We start from the raw sequence: 22,647 nt of genomic DNA, 5'->3' as shown, positions 1-22,647 counted from the left end.
CGCATGAGTTCCGATCACGGTCTCGCAGTAAGAGCATGGACAGGTTCTCAGCGCTTGGCGCCACGCAGTTCGGCGGCGCGCAGGCGCGGGGCCAGCTTGTCCAGCACGCCGTTGACGAATTTGTGTCCATCGGTGGCGCCGAAGGTCTTGGCCAGCTCGATACCTTCGTTGATGACGACCTTGTACGGCACGTCCAGGCGATTGCGCAGCTCGTAGGTGGCCAGGCGCAGGATCGCCAGCTCAACCGGATCGATTTCTTCCAGCGCGCGGTCCAGGCAAGGGGTGAACTCCTTGTCCAGGTCGCTCTTCAGGCGCGGTACGCCGTGCAGGATTTCGTGGAAGTAGGCGCCGTCGACATCGCTGAAATCGTTGTCGGTACGGAAGGTCGCCTCGATCTCGTTGAGCGGCTGGCCAGCCATCTGCCAGGAATACAGGGCCTGCACCGCGAGGCTGCGGGCCTTGCGACGCATGGCGATCTTGTTCGGCTTGGCGGGCTTTGCCGGAGTGTTGCCGTCCTGGGTGCTCACTTGGCCTCCAGCTGCGACAGCAGGCTCACCATTTCCAGGGCGGACAGGGCAGCTTCGGCGCCTTTGTTGCCGGCCTTGGTGCCGGAGCGCTCGATGGCTTGTTCGATGGAGTCGACAGTCAGCACGCCGAAGGCGACCGGCACGCCGAACTGCAGGGAAACCTGCGCCAGACCCTTGGTGCACTCACCGGCTACGTATTCGAAATGCGGGGTGCCGCCACGGATCACCGCGCCGAGGGCGATAATGGCGTCGAACTCGCCGCGCTGGGCGACTTTCTGCGCCACCAGCGGGATTTCGAAGGCGCCCGGAGCGCGGATCACGGTGATGTCGCTCTGGGCGACGCCGTGGCGCACAAGCGCGTCGATGGCGCCTTCCACCAGGCTTTCCACCACGAAGCTGTTGAAGCGGCCAACCACCAGGGCGAAGCGGCCTTTGGGGGCGATGAAGGTACCTTCGATGGTCTTCAGGGTCATGGACAAGTCTCACTGTTAAAGAGCCGGAGCGTCAGCGTGACGCTCCGCAAATAGGGTAGAAGAACGGCGCCGCCGTGCCAGGGCACGGCAGCGAGGTTCATTCGGGTAGCACTGAGCGCGTCGCGAGTGTAGGTCGGGCAAGGCGTGAATCGCCGAAAAAGCGCAGTTTACTGGAGTAAATGAGCATTTTGAGGCGATTCCCAACGCGGCACGACCAAGCGCAGCAGCGATCAGTGCTGCCCGTCAGCGGGCAGGTATTCTACTACCTCCAGGTCGAAACCGGATATCGCATTGAAGCGCATCGGCGCCGACATCAGGCGCATCTTGCGCACGCCCAGGTCGCGCAGGATCTGCGAACCGGCACCCACGGTGCTGTAGGTGGTGGTCGGTTTCTGCACGGGCGCCGGGGTATTGGTGATCTCGCGCACATGCGCCAGCAGATCGTCGCCGCCGACCTGGTGGCCCAGCAGCAGGACCACGCCGGTGCCGGCCTCGGCCACCTTGGCCATCGCCGCGCGCAGGCTCCAGCGGCCCGCCTGGTTGACCATCAGCAGGTCGCGCAGCGGGTCGGGGTTGTGCACGCGCACCAGGGTCGGCTCTTCCGGGCAGACGTTGCCCAGGGTCAGCGCCAGGTGCACGTCGCCCTCCACGGAATCACGGTAGGTGATCAGCTTGAACTGGCCCAGTTCGGTATCCAGCGGCTGCTCGGCGAGGCGCTCGACGGTGCGCTCGTGGATCAGGCGGTAGTGGATCAGGTCGGCGATGGTGCCGATCTTGATGCCGTGCTGCTGGGCGAACTCTTCCAGCTCCGGCCGACGGGCCATGGTGCCGTCGTCGTTCATGATCTCGCAGATCACCCCGGACGGCTCGAAACCGGCCATGCGCGCCAGGTCGCAGGCCGCCTCGGTGTGGCCGGCGCGGGCCAGCACGCCGCCGGGCTGGGACATCAGCGGGAAGATGTGGCCGGGGCTGACGATGTCGGCAGCCACGGCGTTCTTGGCGGCGGCGGCCTGCACGGTGCGGGCGCGGTCGGCGGCGGAGATGCCGGTGGTGACGCCTTCGGCGGCCTCGATGGAGACGGTGAACTTGGTGCCGAAACCGGAACCGTTACGCTGCACCATCAGCGGGATGCCCAGGCGCTCGCAGCGCTCGCGGGTCATCGGCATGCAGATCAGGCCCCGGGCGAAGCGGGCCATGAAGTTGATGTCTTCGGTGCGGACACACTCGGAGGCGATGATCAGGTCGCCTTCGTTCTCGCGGTCCTCGTCATCCATGAGGATGACCATCTTGCCCTGACGCATGTCGTCGAGCAGTTCTTCAATGCTGTTGAGTGCCATACGGGGACGCGCCTTATCAGTGTTTCAGGAAGCCGTTTTCGGCCAGGAATGCTTCGGTGATGCCGCCGGAACCGGCAACGGGGTCCGCCGCCTTGTCACCCAGCAACAGACGCTCCAGGTAGCGCGCCAGCAGATCGACTTCGAGGTTGACCAGGCGACCACCGCGGTAGTCGGCCATGATCGTCTCCTGCACGGTATGCGGGACGATGGTCAGCTCGAACTCGGCGCCGTTGACCGCGTTCACCGTCAGGCTGGTGCCGTCCACGGTGATCGAGCCCTTGAGCGCGATGTACTTGGCCAGCTCGCGCGGTGCGCGCACGGTGAACTGGATGGCGCGGGCATTTTCCTCGCGCTTGACGATCTCGCCGACGCCGTCGACGTGGCCGCTGACCAGATGGCCGCCCAGGCGGGTGGTCGGGGTCAGGGCCTTCTCCAGGTTCACCCGGCTGCCGATCTTGAGCTGGGCGAAGGCGGTGCGCGCCAGGGTCTCGCGACTGACGTCGGCCCAGAAGCCGTCGCCGGGCAGTTCCACCGCCGTCAGGCAGATACCGTTGACCGCGATGCTGTCGCCGAGCTTGACGTCGGCCAGATCGAGCTTGCCGGTCTTCACGTACAGGCGCACGTCACCGCCCTTGGGGGTGATGGAGGCAATGGTGCCAATGGATTCGATTATGCCGGTGAACATGGGACCTCCCACACGGCAGGAGCGGCGTGATCGCGGACACTGGACCGCGCAGCCGACCGGGAACGATGTTGCATAGCAGCGAACTCCTGTTTTGGTTAGAAAACAGGGCGTATCGGATCGAAGGGATTACGCGGACGCGCGCGGACGCGCCCCGCTGGCTCATCCCGTTCTCTCTTCATCCGGACTATTACCGTCGGCCCCGGAATCACACCGGGTCTGCTGACCTTGCCCCTCCGGCGAACCGGTTCGGCAAGCGCTCGCGGGCTAGACGCATTGCGCGCCATTACCGCCGGTGGGGACTTGCACCCCGCCCTGAGAACGTCAATCGCGGTCGTCTACAACGCCGACCGCGTGTGGCGTTTTACCACAGGCGGGCACAAGTCGGAAGGTTCTGTTGTCTTATCGGGTTGTCCGTGCTCGCGGGGATGACCGACGATCTCAGCGGAAGGACGGGTGTATTGGCGGCCATCAGCGCGGTCTGGCGGTGACCAGCCAGTCGTCGCCCACCGCGCGGATGTCGCTGATCGTCAGCTCGCGGGACTCCGCCATGCGCTCCAGCGGCAGCTCCAGCAACGGGCGCGCGGAGGAGCCGAGCAGCTTGGGCGCCATGAAGATGCAGTACTCGTCCACCAGCCCCTGGCAGGCGAAGGCGCCGGCCAGGCGCGGCCCTGCTTCCACCAGCACCTCGTTGACGCCACGGCGGCCCAGCTCGGCCATCAGTGCCGGCAGATCGACCTGACCGTCGTTCCCGGCCAGCACCAGCAATTCGTGACCGGCCTCGGCGTAACCCGGGGCTTCCCGCGTGCTGACCACCAGCGCCGCTCCCGCCTGGAAGAAGGCCGCGCCGAGCGGCACGCGCAGACGACCATCGATCAGCACCCGCAACGGCGGGCGGCGCATCGCCAGTTCGGTCTGTTCGGCATCCAGACCGAGCTCGTCCGGTCGGACGGTCAGCCGCGCATCATCCATCAGCACGGTATCGGCGCCGGACAGCACGACGCTCGATTGCGCGCGCAGCCGCTGCACGGCCCGGCGCGCCGCCGGCCCGGTGATCCACTGGCTCTCGCCGCTGGCCATCGCGGTGCGGCCGTCCAAGCTCATGGCCAGCTTCACCCGCACGAAGGGCAGGCCGGTTTCCATGCGTTTGAGGAAACCCTGGTTGAGCGCGCGGGCTTCGTTCTCCAGTACGCCAGAGCGCACCTCGATACCCGCCTCGGCGATGCGTTTCATGCCGCTGCCGGCCACCCGCGGATTGGGGTCCTGCATGGCCGCCACCACCCGCGCCACGCCAGCCTTCACCAGCGCATCCGCGCACGGCGGCGTGCGACCGAAGTGGCTGCAGGGCTCCAGGGTGACGTAAGCGGTCGCGCCACGGGCCTTGTCGCCGGCCTGGCGCAGGGCGTGGACTTCCGCGTGGGGCTCGCCGGCGCGCAGGTGCCAGCCTTCGCCGACCACTTCGCCGTCGCGCACGATGACGCAGCCGACCCGGGGATTGGGATGGGTGGAATACCAGCCCTTGCGCGCCAGTTCGATGGCGCGGGCCATCCAGGTTTCATCGAAGGTGTTCATGTCGTCGCGCGCGCTCATTCTTTCGACGGCTCGCGGGCCAGGCGCTCGATCTCCTCGCGGAACTCGTTGAGGTCCTGGAAGCGGCGGTACACCGAGGCGAAGCGGATATAGGCGACTTCATCGAGCTTCTCCAGCTCGGCCATCACCAACTCCCCCAGCACCCGCGACTTCACCTCGCGCTCGCCGGTGGCGCGCAGCTTGTGCTTGATATGCGCCAGCGCCTCCTCCAGCCGCTCGATGCTCACCGGGCGCTTCTCCAGCGCGCGCTGCATGCCGGCGCGCAACTTGTCCTCGTCGAACGGCTGGCGGCTGCCATCCTGCTTGATCAGGCGCGGCATCACCAGTTCGGCGGTCTCGAAAGTGGTGAAGCGCTCACCGCACGCCAGGCATTCGCGGCGGCGACGAACCTGATCGCCCTCGGCGACCAGGCGCGAATCGATGACTTTGGTGTCGTGGGCGCCGCAGAAGGGACAATGCATGGGCGGGTCTTGTACGCATGAGGGAAAGGCTCATGGTAGCGCATCGCTTCGTCAATGAAACCCTGGCCCCCGAGACAAGCCCGACGCTTTAGGCTATACAGGCGCCCGCCTGGAAATGTGCCGCGATGGAGTCCGCCCATGTCCGCCCGTCTTCTCTGCCTGTCCCTCATCGCCCTGCTCGCCGCCTGTTCCAGCGACAAGCCGGCGCCGCCCCCGCAGCAGACCACGCCTGTCCGCGCCGCAGTGGTCGAGCCGGTCCTGCCGGCCAACATGCGCGAGTTGACCGGCCTGCTCAGCAGCAGCCAGGGCTACCTGCCCGCTGGCGGCGAGGTGGAGCTCGCGCTGCTGGTGATCGATGAACGCGACCGCCCGCAGCGCTTGCTCTCCAGCGAAAAGCTGCTGGCCACCGGGCAGGCCCTGCCCTTCCGCCTGGTGTTCAATCCGCAGTCCTTCCCGGCCAACGCCCGCGTCGAGCTGCATGGCCGCGTCTCGCAATCCGGCCAGTTGGCCTGGCGCCTGACACCGGTGCGCATCCCCCGGCCGGAAACCCGCGCCCTGGGCGAGTTGCGTCTGGAGCGTGCACCATGAGCGCGCCCCGGCAACTGCAACAGGCCCTGAGCGAACTGCTGGGCGACGCCCGCCTGGTGGCCGAGCGCCTGCCCGGCAGCGACATCGATCTCTGGCTGATCGACGCGCAGAACATGGACCGCGCCTTCAGCCCGGACGAAACCCGGCGCATTCTCGAAGAGCCGCCCTACTGGTGCTTCTGCTGGGCCAGCGGCCTGGTGCTGGCGCACTGGCTGGCCGACAAGCCGGAATGGGTGCGCGGCAAGCGCGTGCTGGATTTCGGCGCGGGCTCCGGCATCGCCGCCATCGCCGCCGCGAAAGCCGGCGCCGCCGAAGTGGTGGCCTGCGACCTCGACCCGCTGGCGCTGCAAGCCTGCCGCGCCAACGCCGAACTGAACGGCGTGGAGCTGAGCTACTCGGACGATTTCTTCAAGGAGATCGACCGCTTCGACCTGATCATCGTCGCCGACGTGCTCTACGACCGCGCCAACCTGCCGCTGCTGGACGCCTTCCTCAGCCGTGGCCGCGAAGCCCTGGTGGCCGACTCGCGGGTCCGCGACTTCAGCCACCCGCTGTACCAGCGTCTGGCGATCCTCGACGGCTGCACCTGGCCGGATCTGGCGGAGCCGGCGGAATTCAGGCACGTCAGCCTGTATCACGCGCGGCGCGGCTAGCCTCTCGCGGCCTTATCGCGGACGGAGTCCGCTCCTGCGGGTAACGGGGAACATCGTTGCTCGCGCAGGAGCGGACTCCGTCCGCGAAAGGCGGGCAAAGCCCGTCCACGCCGCCCGCCAACCGGAGGTTGTTTCCGTAACAGAGCGCCCCCACTTATAGTGGCAACCACCCCATCGCCCCACTCGCCCGAGATTGCCCATGAGCGATACGCCCTACATCTTCGACGCCTCGATCGCCAACTTCGATCAGGTGGTCATCGAGAACTCCTTCCACAAGCCGGTCCTGGTGGACTTCTGGGCCGACTGGTGTGCCCCGTGCAAGGCGCTGATGCCGCTGCTGGCGCAGATCACCGAGTCCTACCGGGGCGAGCTGCTGCTGGCCAAGGTCAACTGCGACGTCGAGCAGGACATCGTGATGCGCTTCGGCATCCGCAGCCTGCCCACCGTGGTGCTGTTCAAGGACGGCCAGCCGGTGGACGGCTTCGCCGGCGCGCAGCCCGAATCGGCGATCCGCCAGATGCTCGAACAGCACGTGCAGCCTCCGGCTCCGGCGGCCGCCGACCCGCTGGAACTGGCGCAGGCCGCCTTCAGCGAGGGTCGCTTCGCCGAGGCCGAAGCCCAGTTGAAAGCCCTGCTGGGCGAAGACAACAGCAACGCCGCCGCACTGATCCTCTATGCCCGCTGCCTCGCCGAGCGCGGCGAACTGGGCGAAGCCGAAACCGTGCTCGGCGCGGTGAAGAGCGACGATCACAAGCAGGCGCTGGCCGCCGCCAAGGCCCAACTGACCTTCCTCCGCCAGGCCGAAGGCCTCCCGGACGCCGCCACGCTGAAGACCCGCCTGGCCGCCGACGTCAACGACGACGAAGCCACCTACCAGTTGGCCGTCCAGCAACTGGCCCGCCAGCAGTACGAGGCGGCGCTGGACGCCCTGCTCAAGCTGTTCGTGCGCAACCGCAGCTACGGCGAGGACCTGCCGCGCAAGACGCTGGTCCAGGTGTTCGACCTGCTGGGCAACGACCACCCGCTGGTGATCGCCTATCGCCGCAAGCTGGCGAACGTCCTCTACTGATCCCCTGCGGCGGAACCGCCCTTGTAGGAGCGAGCTTGCTCGCGAACCAACCCCGTGGCGGGCTGTTCGCGAGCAAGCTCGCTCCTACGAAAAGCCGTTACTCCTCGATCCAGTTGAACACCTGCACACCCTCGCGCACCTCGATCTTCACCTTCGGGCTGTGCCGCAGGCGCACCAGCAGCCCCTTCGCCGCTCCGGCACTGCCCGCCAGCGCCGCCAGCTCATCCAGCAGTTGCGGCCCTTCGCTGCTGCCACTGCGGCGTAGCAGGTCCTGCGCCGCCAGCCACAGCTGATCCACCGGCGCGCTCGCTGCCGGCGCCGGCACGGCAGCGGCCACCGGCGCCACGGCGGCAGCCGGCAGGTTCTGCGCCAGCCGCGCCCAGTCGGCGTCATCCATCTCCACGGTGAGGTCCACCGGCCAGTCGCCGATGGTGCCCTTGATTCTCAGCATCGCCCTTCTCCTCGCGGCCTTTCGCGCATGCTCCCACGGCACGGCCGGCGCGCCAAACGCACGCTAAGCTGGCGTTAATAATTCATCTGTTATAACGTAACAAAATCATTCAACGGACCGGAGTTTCCCATGCGCCCCCTGCTCCTCGCTGTCGCCCTGCTGCCCCTCGCCGCCCAAGCCCACGACGAACATGAACACGGCAGCCTCGGCAAGCACGAGCATGGCGTCGCCCAGCTCAACGTCGCCCTCGACGGCAAGACCCTGGAACTGGAGATGGACAGCCCGGCGATGAACTTCGTCGGCTTCGAGCACGCCGCCACCAGCGACGCCGACAAGGCCACGGTCGCCGCCGTGCAGGCCCAGCTCAAGCAGCCGCTGCAACTGCTCGCCCTGCCCGCCTCGGCCCGGTGCAGCGTGCAGTCGGTGGAGCTCTCCAGCCCGCTGTTCGGCGATGCGCCCAAGGCGGAAGACCACGATCATGACCACGAACATGCAGATGGCGACCACGACGAGCACGAAGGTCACCAGCACGCCGATATCGACGCCCACTACCAGCTGACCTGCGCCCAGCCGCAGGATCTTGCCACCCTCGATTTCGCACCGCTGTTCAAGCGATTCCCGGCGACCCAGAAGATTCAGGTACAACTGATCGGCCCGAGCGGCCAGCAAGGTGCAGAATTGACCGCCGCCAACCCGACCCTGAACTTCTGATTCCCGAACAGACGAAATGACCGCACTGCTCGAACTCGACAACCTCGGCTTCGCCTGGCCCGGCCAGGCGGAGCTGCTGGACATCCCCGCCTTCACCCTGGCCCGTGGCGAAACCCTGTTCCTCAAGGGTCCGTCCGGCAGCGGCAAGACCACCCTGCTCGGCCTGCTCGGCGGCGTACAGCGCCCCCAGCGTGGCAGCGTGAAGCTGCTCGGCGAGGATATCGCGCAGATGAAGTCAGCGCGCCGCGATCACTTTCGCGTCGACCACACCGGCTACATCTTCCAGCAGTTCAACCTGCTGCCGTTCCTCTCGGTGCGGGAGAACGTCGAGCTGCCCTGCCACTTCTCCCACAGCCGCGCCGAGCGCGCGACCCTGCGCCACGGCAGCGTGGCCAAGGCCGCCGAAGCGCTACTGGGTCACCTGGGTCTGGGCGATGCGGCGCTGATCGAGCGCCGCGCCGACAGCCTGTCGATCGGCCAGCAGCAGCGCGTCGCCGCCGCCCGCGCACTGATCGGCCAGCCGGAACTGGTGATCGCCGACGAGCCGACCTCGGCGCTGGACGCCGACGCCCGCGAAGCCTTCCTCCAATTGCTGTTCGCCGAATGCCGCGGGGCCGGCGCCAGCCTGCTGTTCGTCAGCCACGACCAGAGCTTGGCGCCCCTGTTCGATCGCAGCCTGTCGCTGACCGACCTCAACCGCGCCGCCCGCGCTCCGGGAATCTGAGCATGTACCTGTTGCGCCTGGCGCTCGCCAGCCTGTCCAACCGCCGCTTCACCGCGCTGCTGACCATCTTCGCCATCGCCCTCTCCGCCTGCCTGCTGCTGGCGGTGGAGCGCGTGCGCACCGAGGCCAAGGCCAGCTTCGCCAGCACCATCTCCGGCACCGACCTGATCGTCGGTGCCCGCTCGGGCTCGGTGAACCTGCTGCTCTACTCGGTGTTCCGCATCGGCAACGCCACCAACAACATCCGCTGGGAAAGCTACGAAACCGTCACCCACAGCCCGCTGGTGAAATGGGCCATCCCGATTTCCCTGGGCGATTCGCACCGCGGCTACCGCGTCATGGGCACCGACACCGGCTACTTCGAGCACTACCGCTTCGGCCGTGGGCAGACGCTGGAACTCGCCGAGGGCCGGCCGTTCGGCCAGGACCTGTTCGACGTGGTGCTCGGCGCGGAAGTCGCGCAGGCCCTGCATTACAAGCTGGGCGACAGGATCGTCCTGGCCCACGGCGTCAGCACCATCAGCCTGGTGCAGCACGACGACAAGCCGTTCACCGTGGTCGGTATCCTCAAGCGCACCGGCACGCCGGTGGACCGCACCCTGCACATCTCGCTGCAGGGCATGGAGGCGCTGCACGTCGACTGGCAGAACGGCGTCCCGGCACGCGGCGCCGCGCGCGTCAGCGAGGATCAGGCGCGCGGCATGGACCTGCAACCCAAGGCGATCACCGCCTTCCTGCTCGGCCTGAAGAGCAAGGTCGCGACCTTCACCCTGCAGCGACAGATCAACGAGTACGACGGCGAGCCGCTGATGGCGATCCTGCCGGGCGTGGCGCTGCAAGAGTTGTGGGGCCTGATGGGCACGGCGGAGAAGGCGCTGTTCGTGGTCTCGCTGTTCGTCGTGCTGACCGGCCTGATCGGCATGCTCACGGCGATCCTCACCAGCCTCAACGAACGCCGCCGCGAGATGGCCATCCTGCGCTCGGTGGGCGCGCGGCCCTGGCACATCTTCGGGCTGCTGGTGGCCGAGGCCTTCGCCCTGGCGCTGGCGGGCGTGGCGCTGGGTGTCGGGCTGCTCTACGCCGGCATCGCCGCCAGCCAGGGCTACGTGCAGGCCAGCTACGGAATCTTCCTGCCGCTGACGCCGCCCAGCGCCTATGAAGGGGCGCTGCTGGGCGGCATACTCCTGGCCGCGCTGCTGATCGGCTGTGTCCCGGCGTGGCGCGCCTATCGGCAGTCATTGGCCGATGGGCTGTCCATTCGCCTCTGAGGAACCCCGATGCGCCGCCTGCTTTTCCTGCTGCTGATGCTGACCAGCTTCGCCACCTGGGCAGGCACGCCGCGTGAACTCACCTGGCCCGAGCTGATCCCCGAAGGCGCACCGCCGCCCCCGCCGCCGGTGCCACTGCACGATATGTCCAAGCTTTCCGATGTACTCAATTCGGAGAGTGGCCCGGCGGTGAAGCAGCAGATACCCAACGCACCCGTGGTACAGCAGTTGGACGGCCAGGAAGTGAAAATACCGGGCTACATCGTGCCTCTGGAAATGGAGGAAGATGGCCAGACCGTGCGCGACTTCCTGTTGGTGCCATATTACGGCGCCTGCATCCACGTGCCAGCTCCGCCGTCGAACCAGATCGTCTATGTTCGAGGCGGCAAGGGGGTGAAGGTGGATGAGTTGTACCAGCCGTTCTGGATCATCGGCACGCTCAGCGTGAAGGCCGTGGAAAGCGACCTGGCGGAGGCGGGCTACCAGATGCAGGCGAGTCGCATCGAACCCTACGAGTACACCGGCGAATAAGGCGCGACGCTTCGCCACACCCCGATATCCTACAAATCCTGCGGGCTTTATTGAGCCAGGTCAAAGGTGAGCTTTTAGCACTATCTACTATTCGAGGCACCAACACTTATACCAAAGAGATATGGAGCTCATCATGCGCAAGCCCTGGCTCACCACCTCGCTTCTTGCACTCGCCGTCGCAACGCCCGTCGTGGCCCAGGCTGCGGACATCCGCGGACACAAGGCGGGGGACTTCCTCGTCCGCGGCGGTATCGCCACCGTTGCACCGGACGACAGCAGTTCCGATATCAAGCTCGACGGCGCCAAGGTCAGCGGCACCAAGGCTACCGTCAACAGCGATACCCAGCTGGGCCTGACCTTCGCCTACCTGCTCACCGACAAGATCGGCGTCGAACTGGTCGCCGCCACTCCGTTCAGCCACCAGGTGGACGTCAAGGGCCTGAACAAGGCCACCGGCCTGTCCGGCCTGGACGGCAAGCTGGCTGACATCAAGCAACTGCCGCCGACCGTACTGCTGCAGTACTACCCCCTGGGTGGTACCAGCTCCGCCTTCCAGCCCTACGGTGGCCTGGGTGTGAACTACACCACCTTCTTCGACGAAGACCTGGCCGGCAACCGCAAGGACCAGGGCTTCAGCAACCTGAAGCTGCAGGACTCCTGGGGCCTGGCCGCCGAGCTGGGCATGGACTACATGCTCAACGAGCACGCCTTCGTCAACGCCGCAGTCTGGTACATGGATATCGACACCAAGGCCAGCGTCGACGGCCCCACTGCACTGGGCGTGCAGAAGACCAAGGTCGATGTTGACGTCGACCCCTGGGTTTACATGGTCGGTTTCGGCTACCGTTTCTAACGGAGCAATCGTGAAGAAGGCGCCCAAGGGCGCCTTTTTCGTTTTTAGGGAACCGGTATGTACCTCGAACTCAAAGCACTGCACGTCAGCCTCGCGATCATCAGCACTCTGCTTTTCCTCCTGCGCCTGGGCCTGAGCTGGTGGGACAAGCGTCCCTCGGGCTGGCAGCGTGGCCTGCCGCACCTGATCGATACCCTGCTGCTGCTCAGCGCCCTGGGCCTGGTACACCTGGCGATGCCCTGGCCGCTGCCGGTCTGGCTACAGGCCAAGATCGGCCTGCTGGTGCTCTACATCGTGCTGGCGGCCTTCGCCCTGCGCAGCGCCTCGAAGCCGCGCAAGGCGGTGTTCAGCGTCCTGGCACTGGGTTCGCTGTCCGGCATCTTCCTGCTGGCGATCAACAAACCCTGGTGGTGATCAGTTGGGCGAGGCCTTCCGCCAGCGGCGTGGGCGCGTCCAGACTGTAGCGCGCCAGCAGCCGGCGGTTGTCCGCGCGCGAGTGGCGGATATCGCCGGGGCGCGCCGGCTGGTAGGTGATCTGCGGCAGCCCGCCGGTGAGCTTGCCGATTTCGGCCAGCAGTTGCTTCAGGCTGGTGGATTGATCCAGTCCGACATTGATCGCCGACTCCGCCACGCCCTCGGCCAGCAAAGCCTGCACCAGCAGCTTGACGAGGTCGCCGACATAGATGAAATCGCGGGTCTGCTCGCCATCGCCGAACACGGTGATCGGCAGGCCCTGTTCGGCGCGCTGGGCGAAGATGCTGATTACGCCCGAGTAGGGCGACGATGGGTCCTGGCGCGGCCCATAGACGTTGAAGAAGCGGAAGATCGCCGGTTGCAGAGCATGCTCGCGGCGATAGAAATCCAGGTAGTACTCGCTGGCCAGCTTGTCCGACGCGTAGGGCGTCAGCGGCGCCTTGGCGGTGGTCTCGTCGATGGCGGTGCCTTCGCCGTTCTGCCCGTAGACGGCCGCGCTGGAGGCGAACAGTACCCGGTGGATGCCCTCCTGACGCATGGCCTCGCAGAGGTTCAGGGTGCCGATGAAGTTGGCGCGGTGGGTGCCCACCGGGTCCTCCACCGACGCCTGCACCGAAGCGACGGCCGCCAGGTGCGCGACGCCCTGGCAACCGCTCACCGCGCCTCGCAGCGCAGCCTCATCAGCGACGTCACCGACGATCAGTTCGACGCGGGGATCGAGGTTCTCGCGCTTGCCGGTGGACAGGTCGTCCAGCACGCGCACGGCAAAACCCCGCGCCAGCAACGCGTCCGCCAGGTGGGAGCCGATGAACCCCGCGCCGCCGGTGATGAGGATGGGCTGCGCGGAGGGGGAAAGACGATCAGACATGGCGGTAATAACGATCCAGCAAGGCGGGCAGGCCGGCGCGCCAGGCGCGCGGCTTGATGCCGAAGGTATGGAGGATTTTCTTGCAGGCGAGCACCGCGTGCTGCGGCTCATCGTTGGCGTCCGGGCGCACGGCATGGGCCTGCGGGCTGGGTTCCTGCACGGCCAGGCCACGGAAGGCGCGGGCCTCGCCGAGCACCACCTGGCCCAGGGACAGGGTGGTCGTGGCCTCCAGGCCGCCGTAGTGGTAGGTGCCCCACAGCGGCGCCTGGCAATCGAGCTGCTTGAGCACCGAGAGGATCACCCGCGCGGCGTCGTCCACCGGGGTCGGGTTGCCCCGGCGATCGTCGGCGAGGAACAGCACCTGTTCCTTTTCGGCGCGCTCAAGGAAGCGGCCGAGCGAACCTTCGCGGCTATCGTCGATCAGCCAGCCGAAGCGCAGCAGTACGTGGCGCGGACAGGTCGCCCGGACCCACTGCTCCATGCGCCACAGCGCCTGGCCACGCGGGCCCAGGGGCAATGGCTCGTCCTTCTCGCTGTAGGCGGTGGCGCGGGCGCCGTCGAACACGCGATAGCTGGACGGCTGGATCAGCAGGATCTCATGGTGCTGGCAGAGTTCGGCCAGGCGCTCCACGGCACGTTCCTGGCTGGCCAGGCGGGCATCGCTGACGCTCTCAGCCTGGAACCAGTCGAAGTAGTAGGCAAGGTTGATCACCGCATCGGGGCGGGTGTCATCCAGCAGGACGGTGAGACTGGAGGCATCCCAGCCCCCTTCGGGAGGCCGGGGGGCGAGGAAGCCGATGTCCTCCTCGGCGCCAAGGCGGATCAGCGCCTGTCCAAGGGCATTACCGCCACCCAACAGCATCAGGCGCATGCGCATATTCTGGGGGTCACTCGAATCCGTGGGTTACCGCCGGCGCGCAAGGCGCCGGGGATGATGCCCGCATTTTTCCTGTGCCCCGGCACAGCGTCAAGCTTGGCCGACCCGCTGCAGCCTTTGCCGCGCGCGGCGACTCCTGTCTAGGAGCGGCGACGGAACAGCGGACGCGGCTCGATCACCGAGCGGCCATAGAGCACGCTCAGGCCCGCCAGGCCCTTCAGCGCGTCTTCCACGGACTTGTCCTCGCGCACGGCAAAGGCATCGAAACCGCACTGGCGCATATGCGCCAACTGGTCACGCAGCACGTCGCCCACCGCGCGCAACTCCCCGCGCCAGCCGAGACGGCTGCGCAACAGGTAGGCCAGGCTGTAACCGCGACCGTCGCGGAAACTGGGGAAGTCGATGGCGATCAGCGACAGTTCGTCCAACCGACCGACCAGTCGTTGCGGATCATCGTCCGGCCCCAGCCAGACGCCGCTTTTCTGTAGGAGCGAGCTTGCTCGCGAACCGCCCGGCTCCGGTGTCTGCGGTGAATCCTGTTCGCGAGCAAGCTCGCTCCTACAGAGATTGCGCTCCAGCCACGATTCCAGCGGCAGGATCAGGTTTCCGGGTGGCAACTCTTCCGGCACTTCGCGCAACAGCTCCCATGCATCGTCCGGCGCCAGCCGCGCCTCGCCATCCTGCAGGCGGATCAGGTTCCTCATGCCGGCACCTCCGTCTGGCGGTAGACCCGCGCCTTGAAAGGCTCCAGGCCGATGCGCTCGACCGTTTCGACGAAGCGCTCGCCGGCGCCACGCTGCTCCACATAGGTCCGCACCAGCGCCTCGATCACGTCCGGCACCTCGGCGGCGCTGAACGACGGGCCGATCACCTTGCCCAGCGCGCTCTTCACACCCTGCGCGCCGCCGAGGGTGATCTGGTACCACTCGCTGCCGTTCTTGTCGACGCCGAGGATGCCGATGTTGCCGATGTGGTGATGGCCGCAGGCGTTCATGCAGCCGGAGATGTTCAGGCTGAGGTCGCCCAGGTCGTGCAGGTAGTCGAGGTCCTCGAAGCGCTGCTGGATGCCCTGGGCGATGGGGATCGACTTGGCGTTGGCCAGCGCGCAGAAGTCGCCGCCGGGGCAGGCGATGATGTCGGTGAGCAGGCCCTGGTTCGGCGTGCCCAGGCCGGCCGCGCAGGCTTCCCGCCAGAGCGCATGGAGATCGGACTTGCGCACGTCCGGCAACACCAGGTTCTGCTCGTGGGCGACGCGGATCTCGCCGAAGCCGAAGCGCTCGGCCCAGTCGGCCACCTGTTCCATCTGCTCGGCGGTCGCGTCCCCCGGCGGCGCCTCGGCGCCCGGCTTGGTGGACAGCACCACACTGGCATAGCCCGGCACCCGATGGGGACGTACGTTGCGGGAAACCCAGCGAGCAAACTCGGCGTCGCCGGCCACTGCGCGGCCGTACGCCAGCTCGTCGGCGGTGGCGTAGACCGGCGGCTCGAAAGCGGCGGCTACACGCTGGTACTCGTCGAGCGTCAGTTGCGCCTCGCCGTCGCGCAGGTGCTGCCACTCCTCCTCCACTTCGCGGGAGAACGCCTCGATGCCCAGCGCCTTCACCAGGATCTTGATCCGTGCCTTGTACTTGTTGTCGCGCCGGCCGTGACGGTTGTACACGCGCAGGATGGCCTCGACGTAGGACAGCAGGTGCTGCCAGGGCAGGTCGTCGCGAATCACCTGGCCAAGCATCGGCGTGCGCCCCAGCCCGCCACCGACCATCACCTTCAGACGCAGCTCGCCGTCTTCGGCGCGGCGCAGGTAGAGGCCGATGTCGTGCATCATCACCGCCGCGCGGTCTTCCTCGGCGGCGCAGAGGGCGATCTTGAACTTGCGCGGCAGGAAGAGGAATTCGGGGTTCACCGTCGACCACTGGCGGAGGATTTCCGCCAGCGGGCGCGGGTCGAGGAATTCGTCGGCGGCGACACCGGCGAAGGCCTCGGTGGTGATGTTGCGCACGCAGTTGCCGGAGGTCTGGATGGCGTGCATCTCGACGTCCGCCAGGCGATCGAGGATGTCCGGCACGCGCGCCAGCTCGACCCAGTTGAACTGGATGTTCTGCCGCGTGGTGAAGTGGCCGTAGCCGCGGTCGTGCTCGCGGGCGATCCAGGCCAGGGTGCGCATCTGCTCGCTGGACAGGGTGCCGTAGGGAATCGCCACCCGCAGCATGTAGGCGTGCTTCTGCAGGTACAGGCCGTTCTGCAGGCGCAGGGGAAGGAACTCTTCCTCACTCAGCTCGTCGGCCAGGCGCCGCTGCACCTGGTCACGGAACTGCGCCACCCGTTCGCGCACCAGGGCGCGGTCGTAATCATCGTATCGGTACATCGCCAGGCCACCTTCAGGACGTTGCGTAGCGGCCTGCTTCTGTCGTCGAGCGCGCTACTTTGCGGTTGACCGAATAGTGGCCGGCGCCTGCTGTGCAAAACAGCGGCAGATCACGCCGGAAAAACCGGATCAGATGCGCTCGGCGCCTGCCCCTACGGGCCTGCGACCGGTTGCCGCAATAGGCCCGATCAGGCGTTTTATCACGCGCGGCGCCAGCCCCGCAGCGACGCGGCACAGAGCGGATTTCGCCATCTGATATGGTTTTTTCCGGCGAACCTGAATCTGTTTCGGGTGCAGAGCGGTTCGTACAGTCGCGGCGCCTCTTCTGCCTGATGGGCCACGACAATGAGCGAAAGAATCCCCGCGAAGGTCATCGAGATCGACGCACCGCAACGTTTCACCCCGCCGCCAAAACCGCTGTCGGCGGTGACCCCGACGGTCTATACCAAGCGCTTCGCCGGGCGTTTCCGCGACCTGCGGCGCCTCGGCGGCGGCCTGCTGTTCCTGCTGTTCTTCGGCACCCTGTGGCTGCAATGGAACGGCCGCCAGGCGGTGCTCTGGGACCTGCCCGAGCGCAAGTTCTACATCTTCGGCGCGACCTTCTGGCCGCAGGACTTCATCCTGCTCTCGGCGATCCTGATCATCGCCGCCTTCGGCCTGTTCTTCATCACGGTGTTCGCCGGCCGCGTCTGGTGCGGCTACACCTGCCCGCAGAGCGTGTGGACCTGGGTCTTCATGTGGGTCGAGCAGGTCACCGAGGGCGACCGCAACCAGCGCATCAAGCGCGACCAGGGCCCGGCGAGCGCGGAGAAAGTCCTGCGCAAGGGCGCCAAGCACGGCCTCTGGCTGCTGATCAGCCTGGTCACGGCGATCACCTTCATCGGCTATTTCACGCCGGTGCGGCCGCTGGTGGCGGACCTGTTCACGTTCAGGCTCGATCTGGAAAGCACCTTCTGGGTCGCCTTCTTCGCCGCCGCCACCTACGCCAACGCCGGCTGGCTGCGCGAGCAGGTGTGCATCCACATGTGCCCGTACTCGCGCTTCCAGAGCGTGATGTTCGACAAGGACACCCTGATCATTTCCTACGACGCGGCGCGCGGTGAGTCCCGTGGTGCGCGCAAGAAGGACGCCGATCCCAAGGCCCTCGGCCTGGGCGACTGCATCGACTGCCACCAGTGCGTGCAGGTCTGCCCCACCGGCATCGACATCCGCGACGGCCTGCAGATCGCCTGCATCGGCTGCGCCGCCTGCATCGACGCCTGCGACTCGGTGATGGACAAGATGGGTTACGACCGCGGCCTTGTGCGCTACACCTCCGAGCGCGCGCTCGAAGGCGGCAAGACCCACCTGTTGCGCCCGCGCCTGATCGGCTATGCGGCGGTGCTGCTGGTGATGATCGGCGCCTTCGTCTGGGCGCTGGAAGCGCGGCCGCTGATCAACCTCGACGTCGCCCGCGACCGTGGACTGTTCCGCGAGAACGCCGCCGGCGAGATCGAGAACATCTACAACCTCAAGCTGATCAACAAGACCCAGCAGGCGCAGCATTACCAGCTGAGCCTCGCCGACGGTGCCGGCTACCGCCTGCAGGGCGTGCCGGAGCTGATGCTGCAGCCAGGCGAGATCCGCGACTTCGCCGTCTCGGTGGCAAGCCTGGCCCAGAGCAGCGCCGGCGGCTCGGTGCCGCTGCACTTCAAGGTCAGTGACGGCAACGAGGCCATCGACGCCGCCAGCACCTTCGTCTCGCCGAGGCGCTGAGCATGGCTCGGGAGCTTGGCGTGACCTCGGCGCAGCGCCTAGAGTGGGCGGATTCTTCCACCCCTCCGGCCGCCGTGCAGGACAAGATGAAGCGCTACGAGAAATTCGCCGACGAGATCGCCGGCCTGATCCGCAGCGGCGTGCTCGCTCCCGGGCAGAAGGTCCCCTCGGTGCGGCACGCCAGCCGCACCTATGGGGTCAGCGCGTCCACCGTGTTCCAGGCCTATTACCTGCTGGAGGATCGCGGGCTGATCGTCGCCCGCGCGCGCTCGGGCTACTTCGTCCGCGAGCACGTGCAACGCGCCCTGGCCGAACCGGAAATCGCCCGCCACGACGCGCAGACCACCGAGGTGGACGTCAGCGAACTGGTGTTCTCGGTGCTCAGCTCGATCAAGGACCCGGACACCGTGCCCTTCGGCTCGGCCTTCCCGGCGCCGGAGCTGTTCCCCCTGCCGCGCCTGGCGCGCTCCATGGCCCACGCCGTACGCGACATGGACCCACGCGCCACAGTGTCCGACCTGGCCCCCGGCAGCCACTCGCTGCGCCGGCAGATCGCCCTGCGCTACATGGTCGGCGGCATGCCGCTGCCGGTGGAGGAACTGGTGGTCACCAACGGCGCGCTGGAAGCGCTGAACCTGTGCCTGCAGGTGGTCACCCAGCCGGGCGACCTGGTGGCCATCGAGGCGCCGGCCTTCTACGCCAGCCTGCAGGTGCTCGAACGCCTGAAACTCAAGGCGGTGGAAATCCCCGTGCACCCGCGCGAGGGCATCGACCTGGATGTGCTCGCCGATAGCCTGGCGCGTCTGCCGATCAAGGCCTGCTGGTTCATGAGCAACTTCCAGAACCCGCTGGGCGCAAGCATGGCCGAGGACAAGAAACGCGCCCTCGCCGCGCTGCTGACGAAGCACCAGGTGCCGCTGATCGAGGACGACGTCTACGCCGAACTGTACTTCGCCGCCCAGGCGCCCAAGCCGGTGAAGGCCTTCGACAGCGACGGGCTGGTGATGCACTGCAGCTCCTTCTCCAAGAGCCTGGCGCCGGGCTACCGGGTCGGCTGGGTCTCCGGCGGGCGCTACGCCGAGCAGATCGAGCGGCTCAAGCTGATGACCAGTCTGTCGGCCTCGGTGCCGGCCCAGGCGGCCATCGCCGACTACCTGCAGCATGGCGGCTACGACCGCCACCTGCGCAAGCTGCGCCACGCGCTGGAAAGCCAGCAGCACGCGATGCTCGCCGCCGTGGCCCGCCACTTCCCCGCCGCCACCCGCGTCACCCGGCCCAGCGGCGGCTACTTCCTGTGGCTGGAGCTACCCGAGCACATCGACGCGCTCAAGCTGTTCCAGCTCGCCCTGGCTCAGGGCATCAGCCTGGCGCCAGGGCCGATCTTCTCGGCGACCAGGCGCTTCGGCCACTGCCTGCGACTCAACTACGGCCACCCGTGGACGGCCACCAGCGAGCAGGCGATGGAAACCCTCGGGCGGATCATTCACTCGCTGTAGGACTGATCCGTACATTCGGAAACGATCTGTATCTGTGCGACGGTTTGTCGCGGACATACCCTGTCAGGAAGCGTTCGGACGAGGGAAGTAGCCGTGGATGCGGAAAGCCTGGTGATCCTGCTCACAGTGTGCGCAGCGCTCGGCGTGCATTGGGGCGTGCGCTGGTACCTGCGGCGCGGGATGCTGCCGCGCGCCGATAAGTGGCGAGCCTGAACAGCTTTTCGTAGAAGCAAGCTTGCTCGCGAACCGCTTCGGTACGGTGTATCGGGTGAGTTCCGTTCGCGAGCAAGCTCGCTCCTACAAGGTGCCCCCGCGATACAGATGCGTATGCCCCGTGCTGTACAGCGACGAATCGGCAAACCCCTCCGCCCCCAGCACCTTCCCGACCAGAATCAAAGCCGTACGGCGGAAACCCTTGGCCTGCGCCTTGGGCAGGATATCGCCGAGGGTGCCGGTGACCTGGTCCTGATCCGGCCAACTGGCGCGATGGATCACCGCGACGGGACAATCCGCACCGTAGTGCGGCAGCAGTTCGGCGACGATGTTCGCCAGTTGACCGATGCCCAGGTGAATGGCCAGGGTCGCTTGGTGTTGCGCCAGCTCGGCCAGCGACTCGCCCTCGGGCATACGCGTCCTGCTGGCGTAGCGGGTGAGGATCAACGTCTGGGATATCTCCGGCAGGGTCAGCTCGCAACCGAGGATCGCCGCGCAGGCCGAGGTGGCAGTGACGCCGGGAATGATCTCGTAGGGAATGCCGCGCTCGCGCAGGTGACGGATCTGCTCGCCGATGGCGCCGTACAGCGAGGGATCGCCGGAGTGCACCCGCGCGACGTCCTTGCCCTCCGCGTGGGCCTGCGTCAGCAGCTCGACGATCTCCTCCAGGTTCAGTTCGGCGGTATTCACCACGCGCTCGGCGCTGTGCCCTTCCAGCACGACCGGCGGCACCAGGGAACCTGCGTAAAGGATCACCGGGCAGGTGCGGATCAGCCGCTGGCCCTTGACCGTGATGAGCTCGGGATCGCCAGGACCGGCACCGATGAAATAGACCGTCATGGCTGCTCCCGTTCGGATTCGACGGGGATGAAAGCCAGCGCGCAGGTGGCTTGCTCGCTGCGGCGCTTGCCCACCAGCAGGCGTGCCGGCGCACCACCTTGCGCCTCGGCCTGCAGCAATGCCGCCGCTTCGGCCACGCTCGCGCTGCCGGTGGCCGCACGCACAGTTTCAGAAGGCTCGCCCAGGTTCCTCTCGCAGGCCGCCAATTGTTGCGGTGTGAACAGCGCCAGCGGCAAGTCGAGGGCAGCAGCCAGGGCGGTCAGCCCCTCTTCGTCGGCTTTCAGCGTGGCGCTGGCCAGGGCGGTGAGATGGGACTCGTCGAGCCCGGCCTCGGCCAGCGTATCCCGCAGCAAGGCACGCAGTTCATCGAGCGGGCAGCCCCGGCGGCAACCGAGGCCGGCAACCAGCGTCATCGGCATTCTCCTGGAAGTGACACCTGTAAATAAAAACCCCGCAGGCGGCTGGGCCGGCTGCGGGGTCGAGCATAGCGGCGAATCAGGCCGAGGGGGCGAAACGGCGGAACAGCCAGGCGGCCACCAGACCCAGGGCCGCCCAGAACACCGCGTTGGTGACCAGCGAGGCGACGATGAACTCGTGAGCCAGGCTTTCCGGCGCGAGGCTGGAATGCACTTCCGGCTGCGGCGCGCCGATCACGTGCGGCACCACCAGCAACGCAAGGCCGACGATGCGCAGCGCCCAGTGGCGGCCGAACACCAGCAGCGCGAGACCGGCGGCGGTGGCGGCGGCAGTGCCGATCCACCAGGTCTGCCGCAGGCTCAGATCCGCGGCGGCGGTGCCGGGGACTTCCGGCGGCAGGCCGAGGGACGGCGCCAGGGTGAACACGGCAAAACCGGCCAGGCCCCAGAGCAGGCCTTCGGAGGTCTTGCCCGGCTCACGCAGGGTGAACAGGCCCGCGAGCATCAGCGCGAAACCCACCGCGACCACCAGATTGCCGCCGGTGGTGGAGAGGATGCGCTGCCAGCCGTCTTCCGGCTCCCAGGCTTCCTCGTCATGGTGATGACCCGCAACTGCGCCGTCGGCGTGCTCATGGGCATGTTCTTCGACCAGTGCGGCGGTCGGCTCGGATTTCTCATAGGTTTCCGCCTTGAGGATCAGCGGGGATACCCACAGCAGCTGGACCACGGTCAGCACCAGCGCGGCGATCAGACCGGCGAATCCGGCGGTCTGGGCGATACGTTTGATCATTGCAGTTCTCCGGACGAAACGAGACCTCGAGCGCGGCGAACCAGCGATCGCGAGTGCCTCGAATACGCTGCGCTTACGCGCAGGCAGCGTGCGTCAGTGGCAGGGGAAGCCCGCACTATGGCGGGTATCGTGGGCAGCGTTGTGCACTGCTTCCAGATGAGAGAAACCGGCGAAATACACCAGCAGCGCACCGAGCAGGCTGGCGCCAACGGCCAGGCTGATGCGCTTGGAAAGGGGGATGGAAGTACTCGACGCCTGTTGCGTCAGGATGCTGCTGGACATGAACGTTCCCTCTGAAAAGAGTGAGAACGCAGAGGTTGAACGCATTCGAACGCGCCGGATCGGTCGCGCCACGGCCTGCGCCCGCCCACCGCGGGTTTGCCAAAATGTGAGGATTCCAGGCCGGTCTCCGGGCTTGCGACGCCAGCGAGAGACTCTCGCCGGATGGGCCAGCCTTCCCATGCCTTGGCACAGTGGCTACTGACGACCCTCGATGCGCTTACCGTTGCGGGGGCAGCGCCGGACTGGTCCTTGCGGACGCACCGGCTTCCCGTTTCACCTCGCGCGCGTCGGCGCGAGACACCTGAAACCGCGCTAGCTGACCACGGCAGTCCCGCAGCGTCAACTGCGCGTCG

At 67.0% G+C, this 22,647-nt stretch carries 25 protein-coding genes, 1 pseudogene and 2 riboswitches; of the genes and pseudogenes, 11 read left to right on the top strand and 15 right to left on the bottom strand.

The window, feature by feature from the left end; all coding sequences use genetic code 11:
* Nucleotides 1–47 precede the first annotated feature (47 nt).
* From nusB to nrdR, 6 genes are all read right to left on the bottom strand, one after another.
* The gene (gene nusB, locus ACYCAX_RS15080; protein ID WP_015475396.1) at nt 48–527 is read right to left on the bottom strand and encodes a transcription antitermination factor NusB; all 480 of its coding nucleotides are present in this window, start codon (nt 525–527) and stop codon (nt 48–50) included.
* Nucleotides 524–1,000 carry a 6,7-dimethyl-8-ribityllumazine synthase gene (gene ribH / locus ACYCAX_RS15075; RefSeq protein WP_015475395.1) on the bottom strand — a complete coding sequence of 159 codons (477 nt, stop codon included), beginning with the start codon at nt 998–1,000 and terminating at the stop codon, nt 524–526. The genes nusB and ribH overlap by 4 nt, the downstream gene beginning before the upstream one ends.
* Nucleotides 1,001–1,230: 230 nt before the next feature.
* The gene (ribBA, locus tag ACYCAX_RS15070) at nt 1,231–2,337 is read right to left on the bottom strand and encodes a bifunctional 3,4-dihydroxy-2-butanone-4-phosphate synthase/GTP cyclohydrolase II (RefSeq protein WP_015475394.1); all 1,107 of its coding nucleotides are present in this window, start codon (nt 2,335–2,337) and stop codon (nt 1,231–1,233) included.
* Between the two features lie 16 nt (nt 2,338–2,353).
* Nucleotides 2,354–3,022: a riboflavin synthase gene (locus ACYCAX_RS15065; RefSeq protein ID WP_015475393.1), complete on the bottom strand. Its 669-nt coding sequence runs from the start codon at nt 3,020–3,022 to the stop codon at nt 2,354–2,356.
* A gap of 162 nt (nt 3,023–3,184) precedes the next feature.
* Nucleotides 3,185–3,346, bottom strand: a riboswitch (FMN riboswitch).
* A 144-nt stretch (nt 3,347–3,490) separates the two neighbouring features.
* Nucleotides 3,491–4,591: a bifunctional diaminohydroxyphosphoribosylaminopyrimidine deaminase/5-amino-6-(5-phosphoribosylamino)uracil reductase RibD gene (gene ribD / locus ACYCAX_RS15060; RefSeq protein WP_460248369.1), complete on the bottom strand. Its 1,101-nt coding sequence runs from the start codon at nt 4,589–4,591 to the stop codon at nt 3,491–3,493.
* Between the two features lie 14 nt (nt 4,592–4,605).
* Nucleotides 4,606–5,070, bottom strand: coding sequence for a transcriptional regulator NrdR (gene nrdR / locus ACYCAX_RS15055; RefSeq protein WP_015475391.1), 465 nt, complete (start codon nt 5,068–5,070; stop codon nt 4,606–4,608).
* Between the two features lie 138 nt (nt 5,071–5,208).
* On the opposite strand from nrdR, the gene ACYCAX_RS15050 reads away from it, so the two are divergent.
* From ACYCAX_RS15050 to trxA, 3 genes are all read left to right on the top strand, one after another.
* Nucleotides 5,209–5,658 (top strand): YbaY family lipoprotein, encoded by a 450-nt coding sequence (locus tag ACYCAX_RS15050; protein WP_460248326.1) that lies wholly within the window; start codon nt 5,209–5,211, stop codon nt 5,656–5,658.
* Complete coding sequence (locus ACYCAX_RS15045; protein WP_460248325.1) at nt 5,655–6,311, top strand: class I SAM-dependent methyltransferase; 657 nt, start codon at nt 5,655–5,657, stop codon at nt 6,309–6,311. The genes ACYCAX_RS15050 and ACYCAX_RS15045 overlap by 4 nt, the downstream gene beginning before the upstream one ends.
* Nucleotides 6,312–6,510: 199 nt before the next feature.
* Nucleotides 6,511–7,380, top strand: coding sequence for a thioredoxin (gene trxA, locus ACYCAX_RS15040; RefSeq protein ID WP_015475388.1), 870 nt, complete (start codon nt 6,511–6,513; stop codon nt 7,378–7,380).
* 97 nt (nt 7,381–7,477) lie between these two features.
* On the opposite strand, the gene ACYCAX_RS15035 is transcribed toward trxA, so the two are convergent.
* On the bottom strand, nt 7,478–7,831 hold the full coding sequence (locus tag ACYCAX_RS15035) for a hypothetical protein (RefSeq protein ID WP_294977174.1): 354 nt from the start codon (nt 7,829–7,831) through the stop codon (nt 7,478–7,480).
* 129 nt (nt 7,832–7,960) lie between these two features.
* Here ACYCAX_RS15035 and ACYCAX_RS15030 point away from each other — a divergent pair, with 129 nt between their 5' ends.
* The 6 genes from ACYCAX_RS15030 to ACYCAX_RS15005 all read left to right on the top strand — a co-directional run bounded on the left by ACYCAX_RS15030 (nt 7,961) and on the right by ACYCAX_RS15005 (nt 12,332).
* Nucleotides 7,961–8,542: a DUF2796 domain-containing protein gene (locus tag ACYCAX_RS15030; RefSeq protein WP_294977172.1), complete on the top strand. Its 582-nt coding sequence runs from the start codon at nt 7,961–7,963 to the stop codon at nt 8,540–8,542.
* Between the two features lie 16 nt (nt 8,543–8,558).
* Nucleotides 8,559–9,266, top strand: coding sequence for an ABC transporter ATP-binding protein (locus ACYCAX_RS15025; protein ID WP_294977170.1), 708 nt, complete (start codon nt 8,559–8,561; stop codon nt 9,264–9,266).
* 2 nt (nt 9,267–9,268) lie between these two features.
* Nucleotides 9,269–10,534 (top strand): ABC transporter permease, encoded by a 1,266-nt coding sequence (locus tag ACYCAX_RS15020; protein ID WP_460248324.1) that lies wholly within the window; start codon nt 9,269–9,271, stop codon nt 10,532–10,534.
* Nucleotides 10,535–10,543: 9 nt separating this feature from the next.
* Nucleotides 10,544–11,065, top strand: coding sequence for a DUF3299 domain-containing protein (locus tag ACYCAX_RS15015; protein WP_294977166.1), 522 nt, complete (start codon nt 10,544–10,546; stop codon nt 11,063–11,065).
* A gap of 133 nt (nt 11,066–11,198) precedes the next feature.
* On the top strand, nt 11,199–11,918 hold the full coding sequence (locus tag ACYCAX_RS15010) for an OmpW family outer membrane protein (RefSeq protein WP_015475382.1): 720 nt from the start codon (nt 11,199–11,201) through the stop codon (nt 11,916–11,918).
* Between the two features lie 57 nt (nt 11,919–11,975).
* Complete coding sequence (locus tag ACYCAX_RS15005) at nt 11,976–12,332, top strand: SirB2 family protein (RefSeq protein ID WP_294977164.1); 357 nt, start codon at nt 11,976–11,978, stop codon at nt 12,330–12,332.
* On the opposite strand, the gene ACYCAX_RS15000 is transcribed toward ACYCAX_RS15005, so the two are convergent.
* The 4 genes from ACYCAX_RS15000 to ACYCAX_RS14985 form a co-directional block, all read right to left on the bottom strand.
* Nucleotides 12,313–13,260, bottom strand: a complete 948-nt coding sequence (locus ACYCAX_RS15000; protein WP_460248323.1) for an NAD-dependent epimerase/dehydratase family protein — start codon at nt 13,258–13,260, stop codon at nt 12,313–12,315. The two genes, ACYCAX_RS15005 and ACYCAX_RS15000, sit on opposite strands and share 20 nt — an antisense overlap.
* Nucleotides 13,253–14,137, bottom strand: a complete 885-nt coding sequence (locus ACYCAX_RS14995) for a sugar nucleotide-binding protein (protein ID WP_015475379.1) — start codon at nt 14,135–14,137, stop codon at nt 13,253–13,255. Before ACYCAX_RS14995 ends, ACYCAX_RS15000 begins: the two co-directional genes overlap by 8 nt.
* A 140-nt stretch (nt 14,138–14,277) precedes the next feature.
* Nucleotides 14,278–14,841 (bottom strand): DUF934 domain-containing protein, encoded by a 564-nt coding sequence (locus ACYCAX_RS14990; RefSeq protein WP_294978944.1) that lies wholly within the window; start codon nt 14,839–14,841, stop codon nt 14,278–14,280.
* Nucleotides 14,838–16,502, bottom strand: a complete 1,665-nt coding sequence (locus tag ACYCAX_RS14985; RefSeq protein WP_460248322.1) for a nitrite/sulfite reductase — start codon at nt 16,500–16,502, stop codon at nt 14,838–14,840. The genes ACYCAX_RS14990 and ACYCAX_RS14985 overlap by 4 nt, the downstream gene beginning before the upstream one ends.
* A gap of 252 nt (nt 16,503–16,754) precedes the next feature.
* On the opposite strand from ACYCAX_RS14985, the pseudogene ccoG reads away from it, so the two are divergent.
* A pseudogene (gene ccoG / locus ACYCAX_RS14980) lies at nt 16,755–18,257 on the top strand (cytochrome c oxidase accessory protein CcoG).
* Between the two features lie 86 nt (nt 18,258–18,343).
* On the top strand, nt 18,344–19,753 hold the full coding sequence (gene mapR / locus ACYCAX_RS14975) for a GntR family transcriptional regulator MpaR (RefSeq protein ID WP_460248368.1): 1,410 nt from the start codon (nt 18,344–18,346) through the stop codon (nt 19,751–19,753).
* 297 nt (nt 19,754–20,050) lie between these two features.
* Here mapR and cobM read toward each other — a convergent pair whose 3' ends face one another.
* The 4 genes from cobM to ACYCAX_RS14955 all read right to left on the bottom strand — a co-directional run bounded on the left by cobM (nt 20,051) and on the right by ACYCAX_RS14955 (nt 22,294).
* Nucleotides 20,051–20,806 (bottom strand): precorrin-4 C(11)-methyltransferase, encoded by a 756-nt coding sequence (gene cobM / locus ACYCAX_RS14970; RefSeq protein WP_460248321.1) that lies wholly within the window; start codon nt 20,804–20,806, stop codon nt 20,051–20,053.
* Nucleotides 20,803–21,219, bottom strand: coding sequence for a cobalamin biosynthesis protein (locus ACYCAX_RS14965; RefSeq protein ID WP_294978932.1), 417 nt, complete (start codon nt 21,217–21,219; stop codon nt 20,803–20,805). The genes cobM and ACYCAX_RS14965 overlap by 4 nt, the downstream gene beginning before the upstream one ends.
* 82 nt (nt 21,220–21,301) lie before the next feature.
* On the bottom strand, nt 21,302–22,012 hold the full coding sequence (locus tag ACYCAX_RS14960) for a CbtA family protein (protein WP_460248320.1): 711 nt from the start codon (nt 22,010–22,012) through the stop codon (nt 21,302–21,304).
* A 93-nt stretch (nt 22,013–22,105) separates the two neighbouring features.
* A complete protein-coding gene (locus tag ACYCAX_RS14955; protein ID WP_015475371.1) occupies nt 22,106–22,294 on the bottom strand; it encodes a CbtB domain-containing protein in 189 nt (62 codons plus the stop codon).
* Between the two features lie 101 nt (nt 22,295–22,395).
* Nucleotides 22,396–22,614, bottom strand: a riboswitch (cobalamin riboswitch).
* Between the last annotated feature and the right edge of the window lie 33 nt (nt 22,615–22,647).

The sequence above is a fragment of the Pseudomonas sp. MT3 genome (genome assembly GCF_054720805.1).
This window is presented reverse-complemented; position numbering and strand designations above follow the sequence as displayed.